Source organism: Paenibacillus pinihumi DSM 23905 = JCM 16419, assembly GCF_000422505.1.
Classification (GTDB): domain Bacteria; phylum Bacillota; class Bacilli; order Paenibacillales; family Paenibacillaceae; genus Paenibacillus_D; species Paenibacillus_D pinihumi.
Map to the genome: position 1 here is coordinate 31153 of NZ_AULX01000006.1, position 16662 is coordinate 47814.

Here is a 16662-nt window from a genome sequence, read left to right on the forward strand (position 1 = left end):
ATCACACGGTTTTGGGCATCAAACACGGCAAACTTATTCAGTTATCTGGAATAGCCGCATTACCTGTCACTGCCGCGTTTGCGGTCGCTGCCGACTGCTCCCTGCGATTGGCTAGTGCCTGCCGAGCCAACTGCTCCCTACGATGGATTACTGTCTGCCGCTCCGTCTTTGCCGTTTTTACTATCCGAAAGGGCCATGGCCTCTTCCAGCTGTGCCTCTGTCTTGAGCATTTTGTCTCCTACATTCAGCACATCATCCAGCAGCTCGGTTTCCTGGTACAGCTTCTGCGCCATGCGGTAGGAGAACATCGCCTTCGCATATTGCTGCTCTGCGTACTCCCCGTCACCCTTCGTCTCCAGCCTTCGGGCTTCTCCCTCCTTGCCGGCCTGGCTCTTGGCCGTCTGACTGGCCTGCAGTTGCTCCTGTACTTTGGAAATTTTCCGCTCCATGGCGAGCACCTTCTCCAGCAGCCCGATGCCCTGGTAAATTTCCTGCGCTGACGAATAACCGCTGATTGCTGCCGCAAAATCCCCTTCAGCCTCGCTCAGCTCCGCCTGCTTCTCGAACTTGCCGCCTGCAATGACCTTCAGCTCCCGTTCAATATCCGCAAGCTTCGCTTCGCTGTCTTCCAGCTTCGCCTTGAGCTCCTTCTCTCCACTGGCGAAGTTCGCTTCGATCGCCGCCTTCCGGGCGCGGGCATACAGCTTCCTCGCTGCCTCATAATCCTGAGCCTGGGCTTTGAGGTCCCCTTCCTTCATCCAGTCCAGCACCTGCTGTACCGACTCGGCCTGGGCAATTTTATCCTCCAGCATCTTCTGGTCGAACAGCTTGTCTCCCTTGGCCTCCTGCTGTGCCTTCTGATAGCTTGCGACCGCCTGCTCGTAGTTGCCATCCTTCAAAAATCCGTCTCCCGTCACAATAAGCTGGGAAATTCGCTGCTTCTTGTCGTAAATCTCCAGATGTATCCGGTCCTTGACACGCTTGGCTGCATTCCGTGCTTCACTGAATTCCTTGACCGCATTCGGGTAGTCGCTGTCTTCAATGAATACCTCCGCGTTGCGGGCATGTTCGAACATGCTGGCGACCGATTCCGCCTTCTTGGCGATGCTGCGGACCATCATATAAGTAGCGCCTCCCCCGACAAGCAGCAGAGGTATGAGAATGAGCAAAATTCGCTTTATTAGCTTGGCACGCTTTTTCGGGTCTTCCTGAAAAACCTTATTTGCAAATATTGAACAAATTGTATAATTAGGTATTTTATCCCTTTGTTTGCTTAATAATAGTTCTTCCATCGTATCGGCAAGCCCGGTGTGATCCTGCGCCTCGGCAACGGCATCCATCAGCTCTGTATGGTCTACGCCCTCCCACATGCCGGGCGTGCAGAGCATCATGACATCGCCATCGCTCAGACGGTGCTTATTCGATACAAACGGCTTGAATTCTCCCGGCTGTCCGGCATAATGGAGCAAATTATGTCGCTCTTCATGGCGGTTCAACTGGTCTTCCGAGATCGCTTCCTCCTTGGCAAGCTGCCAGGACAGGCTCTGATCTTCGCTGCGGGCATGCAGCCGGCGATTGCGGAACAAGTAGAAACGCGAATGTCCGGCTACCGCCCATACGACCTGCGAATAATTGGTCACGATAACCGTTACGCCCGCTTTCAGACGGACACGGGTGCTCTCTGTCTGTAGAAGCTGATGAGCGGTGTGTACATATTTTCTTACGCTTCGTCTCGACATGGACGGCTTGTCCATAAACTGCTTGAGAATGCTTGTCACAACCAGCTTGGCACTGGATGCTTCCTGATCAGTGTCCAATCCGTCTGCAATCACCCAGCAGGCCAAATCATCCAGCTCTGTAAAGGCAAAATAATCCCGGTTGTACAGCGAGGTTCCGGCTTCGGATACAAAGGCTGTCATGAATTCGCTATTTTCCTTGCGCATCAGTCGTTACCAGCCCTTTTCCAGTAAAATGACGGTGGCATTGTCCTGATGGCTGAGCTGTTTCTCGTCCACCGCCTCGATAATGAGATCCGCCAATTCCTCGGCAGGCAAATCCCGCTCCAGCAGTGTGCACAGCTCAAGCTCCGTCAGGCTGTTTGTAATGCCGTCTGTACAGAGCAGCACCTTGTCCGATTTTTTCAGTGCAATCGGCTCTCCAATATCCATTTGCTTAAAATTTTCATAGCCCAGGTAATTCACGAGCTGCCGTTTTCCCGGGTGGGCTACGGCCTCGCTATGCGTAATTTTGCCTGCCAGATAACGTTCCTCCAGGACCGCCTCCAGCGTATGCTGCTGGTTAACCATTTGAAGCTCGCCGTTGCGATACAGCGCAATCATGCTGTCGCCGACCGCTCCCCAATACAAGTACCCGTTCACGATGACAGCTGCGGCAAATGTCGTGCCGCCACGCGCGCCCCCTAACTCCCGGATGACCTCCTTATTGGCAACATGAGCCGTTTTCAGGAAAAAATCCTCCTTCTCGGCCGGCGCTTCCTGCTTGATAAATTCCTTCATCCAGACGGACACAGCCGTCATGCTCGCTGCCCGGCCATTGGCAAGTCCGCTAATGCCGTCTGCAATGACTGCAATCGTACGCGGGCCAATCGTTGCGGTCGCAAAATAGTCATCCTGCTCCTCGCGTCTGCCGATCGTCTGTCCGTTGCCAATTATAATTCCGCTGCGCACATTCGCCCCATTGGTCTCCATCCTGCTTGGCAGCTTGGTTCTTAAAATGAGTAAAATCACAAGCAGGGCCGCCAGAACAGCGATAATGATCCAGGCTTCAACCTCTTTCCCGATCATGGCTGCCCCGTCTGCCCCTTCTGGTGCTCCCATTCAAAGTGCACCCCACACAGCGGAATAAATATGAATTTGCTCCGCCCAAGCTCAATCACATCATAGGCAGCCAGCTCTACCGGGGCGTAAATGGCTTCGTTGTTGTGGTAGGCCAGCCCGGATGCGTCACCGGGGAGCAGATAAAAGTTTCTTTTCTTCGGGTCATAGACAATGACCGCATGATTTCGTCTGGAAATCGTATTGTCGCCGAGTATCCGGATATGCATTTCCTCGGAGCGCCCAATAAAGTTTTTCTCCGCCATAATGCGGTAATCCTGGCCCTGCTGTGGCCCTTCAACACAGACCAGCCAGCCTGTAACCGGGTCAATTCCCTCTACCTCACCCATATAAGGCATTGTCTTGTCGTCGGTTTCCGTCATTGGAGCTGATGCCGCATTTCCCTTCCGGGCAGCCGGAGCTTCCACCGAAATGCTGCAGTACGGACAAATATGGCCGTGTTTTCTTGTACTGAACATATGTCCATTCGCACATCTAGTCAGACTCATCTGCATTCCTCACTTCAACTATTTGTCCTATTTCAATATGATTCGTGTATTCGCTATGTATAACATGTCGCCAACGCCAACCTCATGCGGCTTCTCCGGGTCCATACGCTGGACAGCACTGCTGCTTGCCCTGCGCAATCCGATACCGTTGCGGGAATCCGCATCCTCGACATACCACTTGCCTGCCGCATAATTCAGTACCGCATGCTGGGAGCTGATCAAGGACGCATATTCGGTATCCGACAGATCGATATCCACTTCCTCCTGCGGGCTGCTTTTGCCGATGACAAGCGAAGTTTCCCCCTGCACATACCATTCCTTAAGACTCTCGCCTTCTTCATCGATCAGGATCAGCTTGCTGGCTATACGTCTGCCGGGAGCTGCGGATAACGGACGTGGTTTAATCCGGTATGCCAAAATGATATAAATCAGGACAATGAGTCCGAGCAGCACTCCTACGGCAACCTTGAGAAATTCAACAGGCTGGAACGCATAGGTATACGTGAGCAGCGCAGTTACCGTTACGATAATGAGCGCATCAATCAGCGTCGTCCACCAGGGCACACGGTACCGGGGCTGCTGCGCTTCCGCTTCCGTATTCGTCATCATGATCGCCTACCTTTTTCCGAAAAACTGATTAAAACGGTCCGTCATATCGAGCGGATTGCGCTTGGTGCCTGACGCACCAGATGCATCGGAGCTGCGTTTCTTCGAATCCGGATGAAAGCCGAAGAAACGATCGAAGGATTGGGCTGCTTTAGCCGGATCAAACTTGTAATCAGCCGCCTTCGCCTGCCCCGCTGTTTTGCTTCCTGGTTGCGATTCAGCACTTCCTGCACGACCTGTGCCGGATGTGTTGCCTCCCAGATCATAAGCCTGTCTCTTTTCCGGATCTGACAGTGTCTCATAAGCTTCCTTCAGCTTCTTGAAGCGCTGCTCTGCTTCTGCCGTACCGCCGTTCACATCAGGGTGAAGCTGCTTGGCCAGTTTTCGGTAAGCGCTCTTCAATTCTGCTGCTGTTGCCGTTCTTGCAACTCCAAGCACCTCATAATAGCTTTGCATATCTTTCATCCTCAATCATTTGATTTTATAGAGCAGGGCCGGGACTGAAAAAACGGCTGCCGCCGTCAGGAAGAGAGCAGCAGCCATTTTTGCAAATGATAGCAATAAGTGCTTAAGCGTTGAAACCGCCATCGAGTTTGATGTACTCGGTTTTGTCTTTCTTTTGTTTGAGCAGCAGCGCGAATTCGCCAACGCCTTCCGTGTCGCCAAAGCGCTCGGTGTAGTCGACGATGAACGCGTTCGGGAACGTGATCTGACGAACAACTTGGTCCGCAGCGATTACATCTACCGTTACTTTGCGGTAGCAGTCTGCCTTCTCAGCAGGAACCAGCGACCACAGAGCCAGCTTCTTGGTGTCGTCAGCGCCGTCACCATCAGTAGCTGTAATGATTTTGCCTGTAATTTGCAGCGTTGTACCTACATCGGTAGAACGGGCATTGGAGTCATTAGGCGTGTCTGTTTTGTAAGAAACAGTTTTGATGTTATCCATACCCAGCTCGATTGCTTCAGAACCTTCTACTTTCAATACGAATCCCATTCATTAAACATCCTCTCTAATAATGGCTCCCGCTTCCCTGTCAGGGTTACGGGGCGTATATGATTAAAGACGGCCGTGGCTCGTCTCTAACACCCTTGATAGAATTTGCTGCAAGTTTGCTGTAGCGCTGCTATGGGCTTGCCTGTGCTTTGTTGCTATTGCGCAGGTTTACGTGTTTGGTTTTTCCTGCCTATTTTTTGCTCCCTTAGCCCGTTAAGCAGTAGTTCTTCTTGCAGCACCATAGCGGAGTGGAAAAGTATCATCTGGAGAAGCGCAGCGTTTCCATTTGCCCCCGAATTTTATCTGCCAAGATATTATTCCGGGAATTCGGGGGCAAGAAGGAATCGGAAGATGAACTTTTCCGCGCAGCGGTCATTGCTGCAAAACTCTACGCTTTTACCGGCGTCGTCCCCTTCGTAATCGTAACCTCCAGGTTCTTCACATTGCCGTTAAAGACCAGATCGATGTGGCACAGATTGCTCTTCTCGTCGATAATGTGGCTCATGTCGTCGCCATCATGAAGAATCGAATTGACGGAGCCACGGGTGCTCAGCCAACGGCTCTTCTGGCTGCTCGGATTGTTGCTGAAGAAGAAAATAATATTGTCATGCTTGAAGTCACCCGACTGGAAGCGGAGAATCCGCTCGATGTAGGTGCTGACAAGCGTTTTATAGATGGAATCGAATCCGTCCTCTACTGCTGCCAGACTTCTGGCTTTGTAGACCGTAATCCGCTTAATATCGCGATCTCCAAGCTGCGCATTCTCGGAGGAGAAGACGAAGCCGAAGTTTTTGCGGTTGATGGCATCCTTGATGTTGTTCGTGAAGCCGGAAATCTCCTTCGCCATCGTTGTCACTGCACGCAGCCCATGATCCCCTGCCTCAATGTCAAACCGCACACCCGGATAGTTCTTGCTCACCGAGCGGAATTTGTCCTTCAGATAATCCGGACACTGGTAAGCCGCAACAAGACCTGCTGCCACATAAGCAGCACCGATGTATACGCCCTCGATCCACAGCTTGAGAATATCTTCCTTCTCCTTGGAAAGCTGAACGCCATCGTCGGTTTGCAGCATACGGCTGTCAATGACCACACCTGATTTATCCTTCGGAATGACAGTGAAATTCGGCAAAGCCGGAATCGCGAATTCGCTGAATTCCTTGCGCATGAGCACAGAGCATTTATCGATGTACTTATCGATGCCTGAAGTCGCTACGCTGCTGAACGTTGTATCCTCGCCATTTTCAAAGCTGAAGAACACTTGAATCTTATAGTCCTTCACAATTTGCAGCAGCATGGAGAGCGACTCCATTGTGTTGCTGTCCTGCTTGACCGCCTTCTCATTTCCGCGGAAACGCTCACGGCGCATCGATACCTTGCCCGCAGATTCGAGATCCACAGATGGTACAATACCGAACCAGATCGTTTCGCTGAAATCATTTTTGGCGTTGACTGTGTTCAGGAATGTCTCCAGCCTAGGAATGTTGCTGCTCTTCATCATCATATCCAGCTTGCAGTTGGTGATGAGAAGCTTCGGCTGCATGCCTCTGTTCTTGGTCTCATACTGGTCGAAGAACATTTTCACGCCGAGCATTTTCTCCACAAGCGGTTTGACCGTTTTCACGAAGTCATCCTTGGCTGTCTTGTAAAACTCCAGGTACGTATTATAATTTTGCACTTCAATCTCGGTGTCGATCTCGTTTTGCACAGCAGGCAACGGAGAGAACGTCCGCACCACCAGATCCTTGATATAAGGGGATGGCGTATCGGTCAGCGCCTCGTAGTCCTGTTCGAACTCCTTCGCCAGTCCGCCCCCGGTGTCCTCAGACAAGACAAGCAGTTCGGTGCTGTCACTTTTTGGCGCTTCGATAATTTTGAGCTCGCCGTCATCACCGATCATAAGCTTGCCGACCAGGACAGCCTCGGATTTATTCTCCTCCTGCCCCGATCCGAGCAGCAGGCGTGTCTTGATATCCTCAATCGCCAGCGGAAGCATTGCCATAACGTTGTTGTAGTTGGCGCTCGCATCCTCAAACATCCGGTTCAGCTTGTCGCCCAGGTCGAGCTTTTTCGGATCGCCATCATCCAGCTTGTCATATTGGGAGTACAAGTAATGGATCTCTTTACGCACCAGGCGAATGTCCTCCATGACCTTCTTCGGAGAAATCATGTCGAGCAAATTCTCGAATTTGAAGTCGACATTAGATACTCCCTGACTCCGCTTCGTATCTACCAGCGTGAACAACATTTTAAGAAAATCATTATTTTGGTCAATCCGGATTTCCGAGATCAATTCATCGGAGATGCCTTCCGGCTTCTTCAGTGTATAAACGACCTTTTGGTTGGCTGCATTGTAAAAGGAGTAAACGGTTGGGGAAAACTTGTTCAGAAAATCATCAAAGCTGCCCACCAGCAAATGTCCGTTAATTTCCTTCAGCAGCTCGTCGCTGACGCTGTCGATCCCTTTTACATCACCAACGATGGTGACCAGATCAAGCTTCTCCGGATTAATTTCCTCAAACAGAATCGTACGGTTCGTCTGGTTAATAATATCCATTCTGCCTTACTGCACAGGCCTGACCATGCATCTCTCAAGCCCGGCAGCTTCCTCCCCTCGCAATTTAATACTAAAAAACACATCAAAGAACAGCTCAAGGCATAATACCTCAAGCGCTTCAACCAATTAACAGAATCTTCTGACATCTATAGAAATAGCAATTCTTAGAATCACATTTTCCCATATTGTCGAAATAATTGCTGATAATTAGCTAAAAAACGTTCATTTTGTCGCAACTGTCTGTCGGATTATGTCCAATTCCAACAAAATCCTTTTCTTTTTTCTGGTAGTAGTGTATTTTTACTATAGCGTAGCCCTGATATGGTATTTATCGGAATTACCTTCATTTTCTTTTATAGCTAATTATAGGATGATAGGTGGAAAAATGAAGAAAATAACAGGGACAAATTACCTATTTTTGTCGTATCCGTGTCGAATCTTAATGTGTTTCATTCTTCTTTTTCCCGTTTTTTCTGCTGCTACTGACGTCCGATCCGCCTATGCCGAAAGTATGAAAAGTGCAGAGACGGATGTGGTATTTGTCATGGATACCAGCTTTTCAATGAATAAAACGGATCAGGACCGCATTGCAATTGAAGTGATCAACATGTTTATGGATATGAGCGAGGCAGCGCGTACACGCTTTGGCCTGGTGGCCTATAATGATAAGATTGTCGCTAGAGAGACGCTGTCCTCCAAATCCGGCATTAAGCGGCAGATTGAAAGTCTGCGCCGTTCCGGCTATTCCGATCTCGGATTAGGACTGAAGGAAGGGGCAAAATTGCTCGGCGGTACCGGCAGCGAAGGCCGCAACAAACTGCTCATTCTGCTCTCAGACGGGGACATCGAACTGGGACCTGTGAACCGGGGACGTACCGCAAAAAGTTCTGAAGCGGATGTCGGGCAGGCGATTAAGCTCGCCAGGGACTCCGGTTATCCCATCTATGCCGTAGGCCTGAACAGCGACGGTTCTGTACGCGAAGAGCGCCTGCAGCAGATTGCCAAACAGACCGGCGGCTCCGCATTCATTACGGACAGCGCAGAGGATTTACCGGAAATATTCAATCAAATTTTCGCAACGCAGATTCAATCTGTGCTGATACCCGTCGCTGCTGTAACAGCCAATGGGCAATTACAGGAAGTGACGGTCAATATTCCGAATTCCAGCATGACCGAGCTGAATCTTATTTTGTTGTCCAAGCAGCCGATATCTGAATCACATATTTACTTCAGCTCCAAGGACGTGCAGTTTTTCAAATCTAGCAAATATGTGCTCATGAAGATACTGGAGCCCCATAAAGAGAAGCTTCAGCTCAAATTCAGGGGACGGGCCGGGGATCTGGTGAAAATCAACCTGTTTGGCAATTACAATTTGCAGGGAGAATTCAAGCTGGGCGATGGCAAGGAGCCTGTGAAAGGGCAGCCTGTCCGTGTAGAATCCTGGCTGACTAAACCCGGAGATAAGCAGCATCTGGGAGACAAGGATGTTTATTCTTCACTTTCTGCGGAGCTCGTGGTGAAGAAGCTTGGAGGTGAGCAGAAGCAGATCTCTGTTCCAATGACGCTTAATGCGGATGGCAACGGCTTTGCAGCGGATTATATTTTCCCTCATGAAGGCAAGTACCAGGTACATGTGTATATGTACGGATCGGATTTTTACCGCCGGACTGAGCTGCGCGAGCTTGAGCTTGTAAATCTGCCGCCTGTCGCAACAGCAGGAGCAGCTCCTGTCGAGCTTGTCAAAAGTGATGGCACAGCGCGTATTAAGCTGAGTGACTTTTTTACCGATCCAAACCAGGATACGCTGGAGTTCACTGCTGAGGCTGGCAACGGAGATTCACTGAAGGCTGTGGTTGATGGCGGTGAGCTTGTCGTTACACCGCTTCGTGCCGGAGACACGACGATTCGGGTCACGGCTGTTGATCCCGAAGGCGGGAGCACATCAGGCGAGATTGCCTTTTCCGTATCCGCCCCTTGGAGCATTTATGCCATTATTGCCCTCGGTGCCGGACTTGCGCTGGTGGCAGGGGCTGGTTTATATGTCCTGCTTCGGCCAAAGCCGAAATTTTTCGGAAGACTCGAAGGCTACTTCCTTGACACCGCAAGCGGGAATGAGATTCCGGTGAAATACTGGCCTTTGCATACACTTGGAGCGAAGGGAAAAATTTCACTTCAAGAGTTGTTCCAGCAGTTAGAGGTTCATGAGATTTTGCCTGAAGCGGCAAATATCTGGTTTGTGCCTGGGAAAAATCATGCCTTGCTGGTCAAGCACCAGACCAAATGTACGGTTGTCATTGGCCGGACTCCTCTGCCTGCGGAGAAAACGGGAACACTTGTCTACAACGACAAGCTGTATGTGACCTTTGAGGATGGCGTTACGGAGATTGAGATCCGTTATAAAGAACCTAAGCCCAATTCCCGTTAACCGGGACTTGGGCTTTTTTTGTGCAGACCGAGCTTTTCCTTGGCTGCAAGCAGCCAGCATTCCGCCTTGGCTGCCCGAATTAAGGGGCGCACACTGTCAAAACGCTGATGATTGCGGACCGCAAGCCCCCTCATAATCGTATATGAGAGCCATGGGGTAACCGGACGCCTGCTGCATCGCCTAATGGGTTCAATCGGCTCCCCGAGAATGCGCTTGGGCACATCAATTGGACGGTGGCCGCTTAAACCGTAATACAACACGGCTGCAAGACTATAAATATCCGAATAGCTGCCCTGCCTGGATCGGTCCGAGTAAAATTCAAGCGGTGAATAAGAAGGGGTTGTGAAGATTTGCTTGTGATTTGTTTTGTAAATATCGATGGCGGCTCCAAAATCAAGCAGCTTGGGTACGCCCCCGGGGCCAATTATTATATTGCCGGGCTTCAAATCCCGGTGAATGATGCCCTGCGCGTGCAGATAGTCCAGCGTATGCAAGAGCGGAATCAAGGTCTGCCGGAAAAAAGAGGACGTTCCGATTGTCTCCTTCCGGCCGATATACTGCTCCAGTGTCTCACCTGGACAATATTCTTCTACCAGATAGACCGTCCCGTTCTCTGTAAAATTATCCTTGTAGGCCACGATATGCGGATGCTGGATCAATTTAAGCAATTCAATTTCATTCTGAAATGCGCGCAGCAGCTCCTCATACTTTGACCGGAGCAGCGGAGAACGGCAAACGACTGTCTTCCCGTCCACGTCCCGGTTGGCTGCAGCAGCCGGGAAAAATTCTTTGATTACGCATTTGTCTCCGCTCTTGATATGATGCCCTGTATAGACATAGGACAACTCACTTGCGGAAATCAATTCCTCAATCCGATAGACTTCATGCAGTCGTGTAATCGGCTTCAATTCCATATCTTGCAGCTCCGTTAACCAAATTTTAACCGCCCATTTTGCGTTGAAATTTACTGTCTACAACAATTATCGACAGCATACAGAAGAAATTTTAGACTTATTACGACATTGTGACAAATTTCACTTACCTCTTGCAATTTGTTTTCATCCGTCATATTATAGAATCAACAAGACATTGTGAAATAAATCACAGCACATTTTATATTGTGAATTAATTCACAAGTATATTCCAAGGAGGCTGACATCTATGAAAATTATCGTGATTGGTTGTACCCACGCAGGAACGGCTGCAGTAACCCAAATGGCAAAGCTTTACCCTGAAGCGCAAATCACCGTGTATGAACGGAATGATAATATCTCCTTCCTCTCGTGCGGTATTGCCTTGCATGTCGGCGGTGTTGTGCATGATGCCGAATCGCTTTTCTATTCGTCGCCGGATCAGCTTGCAGCGCTTGGTGTCCAAACCAAAATGCTTCATGATGTCGTCTCGGTCGATACGAAAGCAAAAACGGTCGTTGTGCGGGATTTGATCAAGGATGAGACTGTAACCGACACCTACGACAAACTGGTAATGACGACGGGGTCGTGGCCGATCATTCCGAAGATGGAAGGCATTGACCTGGATAATATTCTGCTTTGCAAAAACTATGCTCATGCCCAAGCCATCATCGACAGAGCCAAAAGCGCAGAGCGGATTGTCGTTGTCGGAGCCGGATATATCGGAATTGAGCTGGTGGAAGCCTTTGAACAGCTTGGCAAGCAAGTGACCGTTATTGATAATACGCCAAGGGTGCTGTATAAATATCTGGATGCCCAATATACCGATATTGTGGAAGAAGAAATGAAGCAGCGGCATGTCCGGCTGGCACTGAATCAAAGTGTAACTGCCTTTGCCGGAGAGAATGGCAAGGTCAGCCGGGTCATTACTAATGCCGGGGAATATGAAGCCGACCTGGTTATTATGTGCATCGGCTTCCGCCCGAATACAGGATTGCTTGCCGGGCAGGTTGACATGCTGGGAAATGGTGCGATCATCATAGATGAATATATGCGCACAAGCAATCCGGATGTTTACGCCGCTGGAGACAGCTGTGCGGTCCGCTACAACCCAACCGGACAACAGGCTTATATCCCGCTCGCTACCAACGCTGTACGGATGGGAACACTGGTTGCGCGCAACATTGTCAAGCCAACTGTTCGTTACATGGGTACACAGGGCACATCGGGCATTAAAATATTTGATCTCAACATTGCATCGACTGGCTTGACCGAGCAAGCGGCACTTGATGCGGGCTTGATTGTGAAATCTGTCACAATCCATGACAATTACCGTCCGGAGTTTATGCCGACTTATGAGAAAGCACTGCTCAAGGTCGTATATCAAGAAGCTACCGGCCGTATTGTTGGTGCACAAGTGCTGTCAAAGGCAGATCTGACTCAATCGATCAATACGCTGTCGGTTTGCATTCAAAATCGCATGACCATGGATGAACTGGGCTTCGTCGACTTCTTCTTCCAGCCCCATTACAACAAGCCTTGGAACATCTTGAACCAAGCAGGATTGCAGGCTTATGTGCCGGAGCGTAATAAGCTTGCTACTGTATAAGCAACACTTAGAGGGTTAACTAAAGGCTCATACTGTCCTTTCGGAATGGACAGTATGAGCCTTTTTGTCTTTCAAATAGTGGACACTAATTAAATTTGAGATATAATTTCTCCGTTGAGAAATCAGACTAGATATAGATATAAGGCCCCACTGAAAACTAAATATAGTGACAAGGCTTTTAATGGTTCAGTATAGGGCAATGTCCACCATTAGACAGACAAATCAAACATTTTCCATCTGCAGAGGACATTCAATCATATTAGAGGCAGGGCTGTAATTTTCAAGGCAGATCCATAGTTGTTATCGGGGAGTTATGCGCTTGATATAATGTAGTTCATTATAATTACGTATCAGGAGACAGTGTTATTGATAGAAAAAAGGACTCTTGCGAGTCCTTTTTCTGACGGTGTTGATTAGGAACGAGCTGCATTTCACTGCTGTAGTTCGAAGCTTTGATCCACCGCCGGTTGCGGTGTTTGTGCATTTTACAAACCTGAGTCTGCTTGAGCACTTCGCTGCTTCAATCTTTAACGGAAATAAACCTCTTGCGGTTGTTGCGCCAACTGGTTCAACGGAACCACACCTCTCTTTTCACCGTCAAGTTTAATATGCTCCATATTGGTTTGCTTTATACATTCTTAATTCAATTAACGCTTTAATTTTTTCCATTTGCGATTATGATTCGATGTGTCAGGGAATTGGTCGCCTTTGTTCAAGTGGATTTTTTTCGGATTTTCGATTCCCATGTGAAAGTCATTTTCTCCAACTTCAATATAATTCCCGTCATTAGGCGCCTTGTCGCCCGGACGGTATTCTGTCCATTCACCCATCGCTGCCGCCTCCTCACATAATTTGCCCGAAGATTGCACAGCCCTTAAGCCATGAATCTCCTTGTAGGTTGCTCAAATCAATCGGACAGCATGAGTAACACTTCTTGCTAAGGATAAAAGAAAATTGGGCACAATGCCGGCAGCCATTAATTGCTCTAACTCACACTGCATATACTAATGAACGCATGGAAAAATTACATCTATGCATCGCATTTCTGCTTAAAATGATCCCTAATTAAGTTGGCTTTAGAATCACTTACATTTCAACTTCTCACTTTAATTTCGGTCAAGTGTCACCTGGCACATGAAGTTGTTTCACAAATGGAATATCCGCGGGGGCAAATTCATAAGCTGCAAACTCATCAGGCTTGACCCAATCGTATTTATCGTGGTCGGATAAAACGATATCCCCACCAGTATAGACCGCTTTATAAGCGATGAGTCGAATGACTATTGTTCCATAATCATGCTCATGCACACCCAAACGTTCCGTAGGTTGAATTTGTATATTCATTTCCTCAAGAAGCTCTCTGCGCAAGCAATCTTCCGCCGACTCTCCCGGTTCGAGCTTCCCACCAGGAAACTCCCACAGCCCGCCTTGTGCTTTCCCCGGCTTCCGTCTCGCGATTAACAATCGGCCCTGTTCATTTACGATTACTGCTGCCGCTACTTCGATCATAAAATTTTTCTCCTTTTATTTGAAGAAATTTGCATTTTCACACATAACCTTCTTATAGTAAGGCACTTTGATTTTGAAGCTGAGGACCTCACCTTGTATGAATTTTATCATAACAAAAAGAGCACCGAAGTGCTCTTTCGCAATACAATTTATTTCTTCTTCCATACCGTCCCGTCGGAAAATGCGACTTTATCAATTGTGATATTTTTCAGTTGTGATGTCCTCGCATAATAAGTCAAATCCCAAGTCACAAGTTGGGCATAGCCGGATTTTATATCACTATTCACAGCTGTTCCTTTAAACCTGTTACTGTTCCCGAAACGATACGTTACTTTTTGGCCAAAAGCATCATAGCAGCTAAATGACAATTCAAAAGAAGCAATTGTTTTATCCGTTAAATTTCGTACTGCAATATTAGCTTCAGGATAGTTCAGTACATCATAAGAAATACTCCATTCGATAATTTCAAGCGGAACGTTTTTATTTTGCTTTAATCTCTGTTTTAAATTGTCGTCAAATTCTTTAATGTGTCTTTCGAACATCGCAATAACGTTATCTTCAAACGCATTGCTGAGGTAATGTTCTTCTACATATGCTAAGCCTTTGCTGGCAGTTACAATGTCTTTGACACTGATACCTTCAATGAGTCTCCCTAGAAAAATCAAGTCCGTATCCGACTGGTAATCAAAATGGCTCCCTGTATGCTGTGTGGAGAGTTCAAAAACACCTTTTTTTCCGGGTTCTAAAGTCAAGGAATGCTTATACGTATAAATCTCCCAGTCTTCATAAAAATAGGTGAAATAATTTACTGTAATTGTGTCTTTGCCCCGGTTGGTAACGGTTGTATTCGTAATTTCCAGCGGCAGGCCGGTATTGTATTTACTGCTGCCTTGGCTATTCAGCTTAATATTAATCTGGCTGCCTTTGGTTTCCATTGAAGCTCCGAGGCTATCAACGAGGAAACGAAGCGGCACGATAATCCGGCCGTTCTTCTCTACTGCCGGTGATCCTAAAAATACAGATACGCCATTGATTGTAGCCGTCCACTGATTTAAGACGATGGATACGGTCATCTGCTTGTTGGCGCTTGTACCGATAATTCGTTTGTTCGCCTTGTCATAGGTGAATTTTAACCCCATGGCTTCCATGGTCTCCCGCGCGGATACCATCGTAGAGCCATTCATTGTGACAGGAGCTTGAGAATAATTCACTTTCTTTCCTGCAATGTAGACCGTCTGCCCCTGTTGTTTCTCCGCAGCTGATACCGGAACAGCAGCAAGAACCAGCATGATGACCATCATGATGGCTGCAATTGATTTCTTCATTCTGAACATGTCCCTTCTTTATATATATTCTCTATTTCTACCACCCTCCATATATCGGTAAAATCTCCTTGCAATTTATATGAATTTTGAATGAATTTGAATATTTTAGGGAATCTTTTTTTGCTTTTGGATCATACAATGATTCTCCATCATTATCAAATCATCGTTTAATCAAACTTTCTCTTGTGCATTTGTCTCTTTCCCCTATGCACGCCCTACACATCCGCCCATACAATGGAAGTATGACAATGACAGCAAAAGGAGGATGCAGTGTGACACAGAATAGCGGGAACAACGAACTTTCCGGTAGCAGCGCTGACAACGGCACCAACTATTGGACCAACGAAGCGGGGCTGGAAAGTCAAACAGGGGCAATCGGGCAAAATATTGAAGCTGAACAAGCGGCACAGCCGGAAATCCTCAACGGGAATCTTTCCGACGAAAATCTTGCTGAAGCTGGTCTCGCTTACCGGGATGCTGCCGATTTTGAAAAAATAATGCGTGCCAATATTGTCAAAGCGGCCTATGCGCTTAATGACAGTGGTGCCGGCTTTGCAGACTTCAAAAATTCCCGCTGCAATGAAAGGTTTTGGATTTTAACCGATCAAGGCGGTTTTCAGCTCAGGAATTCGGTGACTCCCGCAGACGGCATTCGGGATATTTTTGCTAACGGCCATCAATATGCATTTGAATGTGCCACGGCTACTGTTATTGTCCTTTATAAAGGGGTGTTAGACTCTATAGAAGAACCTGTATTTAACCGTCTCTTTGCCGATTTGCTGCTTTATGACTGGCACTATGATCCTGATTTGCATCTTTTGCAGGAGCAGGGCAGCAGCCAAGCTTTGCCGGGAGATGTCCTGTATTTTGCCAACCCCGACCATGATCCGCAAAGACCAGAATGGCAGGGGGAGAATGTAGTGAAGGTCGGACCGGATTTATATTACGGGCATGGCATTGGCATTGAATCTGCAGAGGCGATTATTGATGCGTTAAACCAGACCCGCGGTCCCAATGCGACACGCTCAGCATATTTGACGAATGCATACTATCATCCGGACTTCTCCTATTTCTATCCGTTTGCAGCTGGCAATTCATCCCTCGGAAATCCCCAATTACGTGAGCGAAATACCGAATCAACAATATCAGCCAGCCACACAAGCCGAACACGACAGCAATCTGCTATTCATGTCCGGATCGGGCAGCGGAAGTATATCATCCATTAATTCATTGTGGGCGCTCGGGCGGCGATCAGCAGGCCACCAACAAACTCAATAGTCTTTCTTATAGATAGCCGTTATCCTCTTAGATTAAAAAGGGAGCGGCTATTGTTTGCGTCTGCCGGAAAATAGCGGGTCGGTTTTGGGCAGTACAGACATACAG

The 16662-nt window shown here is 48.1% G+C and carries 14 protein-coding genes; 3 read left to right on the plus strand and 11 right to left on the minus strand.

Features of this window, described 5'->3' with window-relative positions; genetic code table 11:
* Positions 1–137: 137 nt before the first annotated feature.
* The 7 genes from H583_RS31425 to H583_RS0100160 all read right to left on the minus strand — a co-directional run bounded on the left by H583_RS31425 (position 138) and on the right by H583_RS0100160 (position 7500).
* Complete coding sequence (locus H583_RS31425; RefSeq protein ID WP_051235784.1) at positions 138–1943, minus strand: SpoIIE family protein phosphatase; 1806 nt, start codon at positions 1941–1943, stop codon at positions 138–140.
* A gap of 6 nt (positions 1944–1949) precedes the next feature.
* On the minus strand, positions 1950–2837 hold the full coding sequence (locus tag H583_RS0100135) for a PP2C family protein-serine/threonine phosphatase (RefSeq protein ID WP_245585805.1): 888 nt from the start codon (positions 2835–2837) through the stop codon (positions 1950–1952).
* A complete protein-coding gene (locus H583_RS0100140) occupies positions 2801–3343 on the minus strand; it encodes an FHA domain-containing protein (RefSeq protein ID WP_028558696.1) in 543 nt (180 codons plus the stop codon). The genes H583_RS0100135 and H583_RS0100140 overlap by 37 nt, the downstream gene beginning before the upstream one ends.
* Positions 3344–3370: 27 nt before the next feature.
* Positions 3371–3952: an FHA domain-containing protein gene (locus tag H583_RS0100145; RefSeq protein WP_154665760.1), complete on the minus strand. Its 582-nt coding sequence runs from the start codon at positions 3950–3952 to the stop codon at positions 3371–3373.
* A gap of 6 nt (positions 3953–3958) precedes the next feature.
* A complete protein-coding gene (locus H583_RS37795) occupies positions 3959–4405 on the minus strand; it encodes a J domain-containing protein (protein ID WP_028558698.1) in 447 nt (148 codons plus the stop codon).
* Between the two features lie 112 nt (positions 4406–4517).
* Positions 4518–4943: a hypothetical protein gene (locus H583_RS0100155; protein ID WP_028558699.1), complete on the minus strand. Its 426-nt coding sequence runs from the start codon at positions 4941–4943 to the stop codon at positions 4518–4520.
* A 388-nt stretch (positions 4944–5331) separates the two neighbouring features.
* Entirely contained in the window at positions 5332–7500 is a 2169-nt protein-coding gene (locus H583_RS0100160; RefSeq protein ID WP_028558700.1) for a hypothetical protein, read from the minus strand.
* Positions 7501–8011: 511 nt separating this feature from the next.
* On the opposite strand from H583_RS0100160, the gene H583_RS0100170 reads away from it, so the two are divergent.
* Entirely contained in the window at positions 8012–9925 is a 1914-nt protein-coding gene (locus H583_RS0100170) for a VWA domain-containing protein (RefSeq protein WP_281170076.1), read from the plus strand.
* Here the strand turns inward: H583_RS0100170 and H583_RS31430 are convergent.
* Complete coding sequence (locus H583_RS31430) at positions 9922–10839, minus strand: serine/threonine protein kinase (RefSeq protein ID WP_036708012.1); 918 nt, start codon at positions 10837–10839, stop codon at positions 9922–9924. The two genes, H583_RS0100170 and H583_RS31430, sit on opposite strands and share 4 nt — an antisense overlap.
* Positions 10840–11086: 247 nt before the next feature.
* Here H583_RS31430 and H583_RS31435 point away from each other — a divergent pair, with 247 nt between their 5' ends.
* Positions 11087–12445: an FAD-dependent oxidoreductase gene (locus H583_RS31435; protein ID WP_036708015.1), complete on the plus strand. Its 1359-nt coding sequence runs from the start codon at positions 11087–11089 to the stop codon at positions 12443–12445.
* A gap of 647 nt (positions 12446–13092) precedes the next feature.
* Here H583_RS31435 and H583_RS0100185 read toward each other — a convergent pair.
* From H583_RS0100185 to H583_RS0100200, 3 genes are all read right to left on the minus strand, one after another.
* Positions 13093–13275 carry a YjzC family protein gene (locus tag H583_RS0100185; RefSeq protein ID WP_028558702.1) on the minus strand — a complete coding sequence of 61 codons (183 nt, stop codon included), beginning with the start codon at positions 13273–13275 and terminating at the stop codon, positions 13093–13095.
* 286 nt (positions 13276–13561) lie between these two features.
* The gene (locus H583_RS0100190) at positions 13562–13954 is read right to left on the minus strand and encodes a (deoxy)nucleoside triphosphate pyrophosphohydrolase (RefSeq protein ID WP_028558703.1); all 393 of its coding nucleotides are present in this window, start codon (positions 13952–13954) and stop codon (positions 13562–13564) included.
* A 149-nt stretch (positions 13955–14103) separates the two neighbouring features.
* Entirely contained in the window at positions 14104–15279 is a 1176-nt protein-coding gene (locus H583_RS0100200) for a stalk domain-containing protein (protein WP_028558704.1), read from the minus strand.
* Positions 15280–15365: 86 nt separating this feature from the next.
* Here H583_RS0100200 and H583_RS37440 point away from each other — a divergent pair, with 86 nt between their 5' ends.
* Positions 15366–16505 (plus strand): hypothetical protein, encoded by a 1140-nt coding sequence (locus tag H583_RS37440; protein WP_154665761.1) that lies wholly within the window; start codon positions 15366–15368, stop codon positions 16503–16505.
* Positions 16506–16662: the final 157 nt, after the last annotated feature.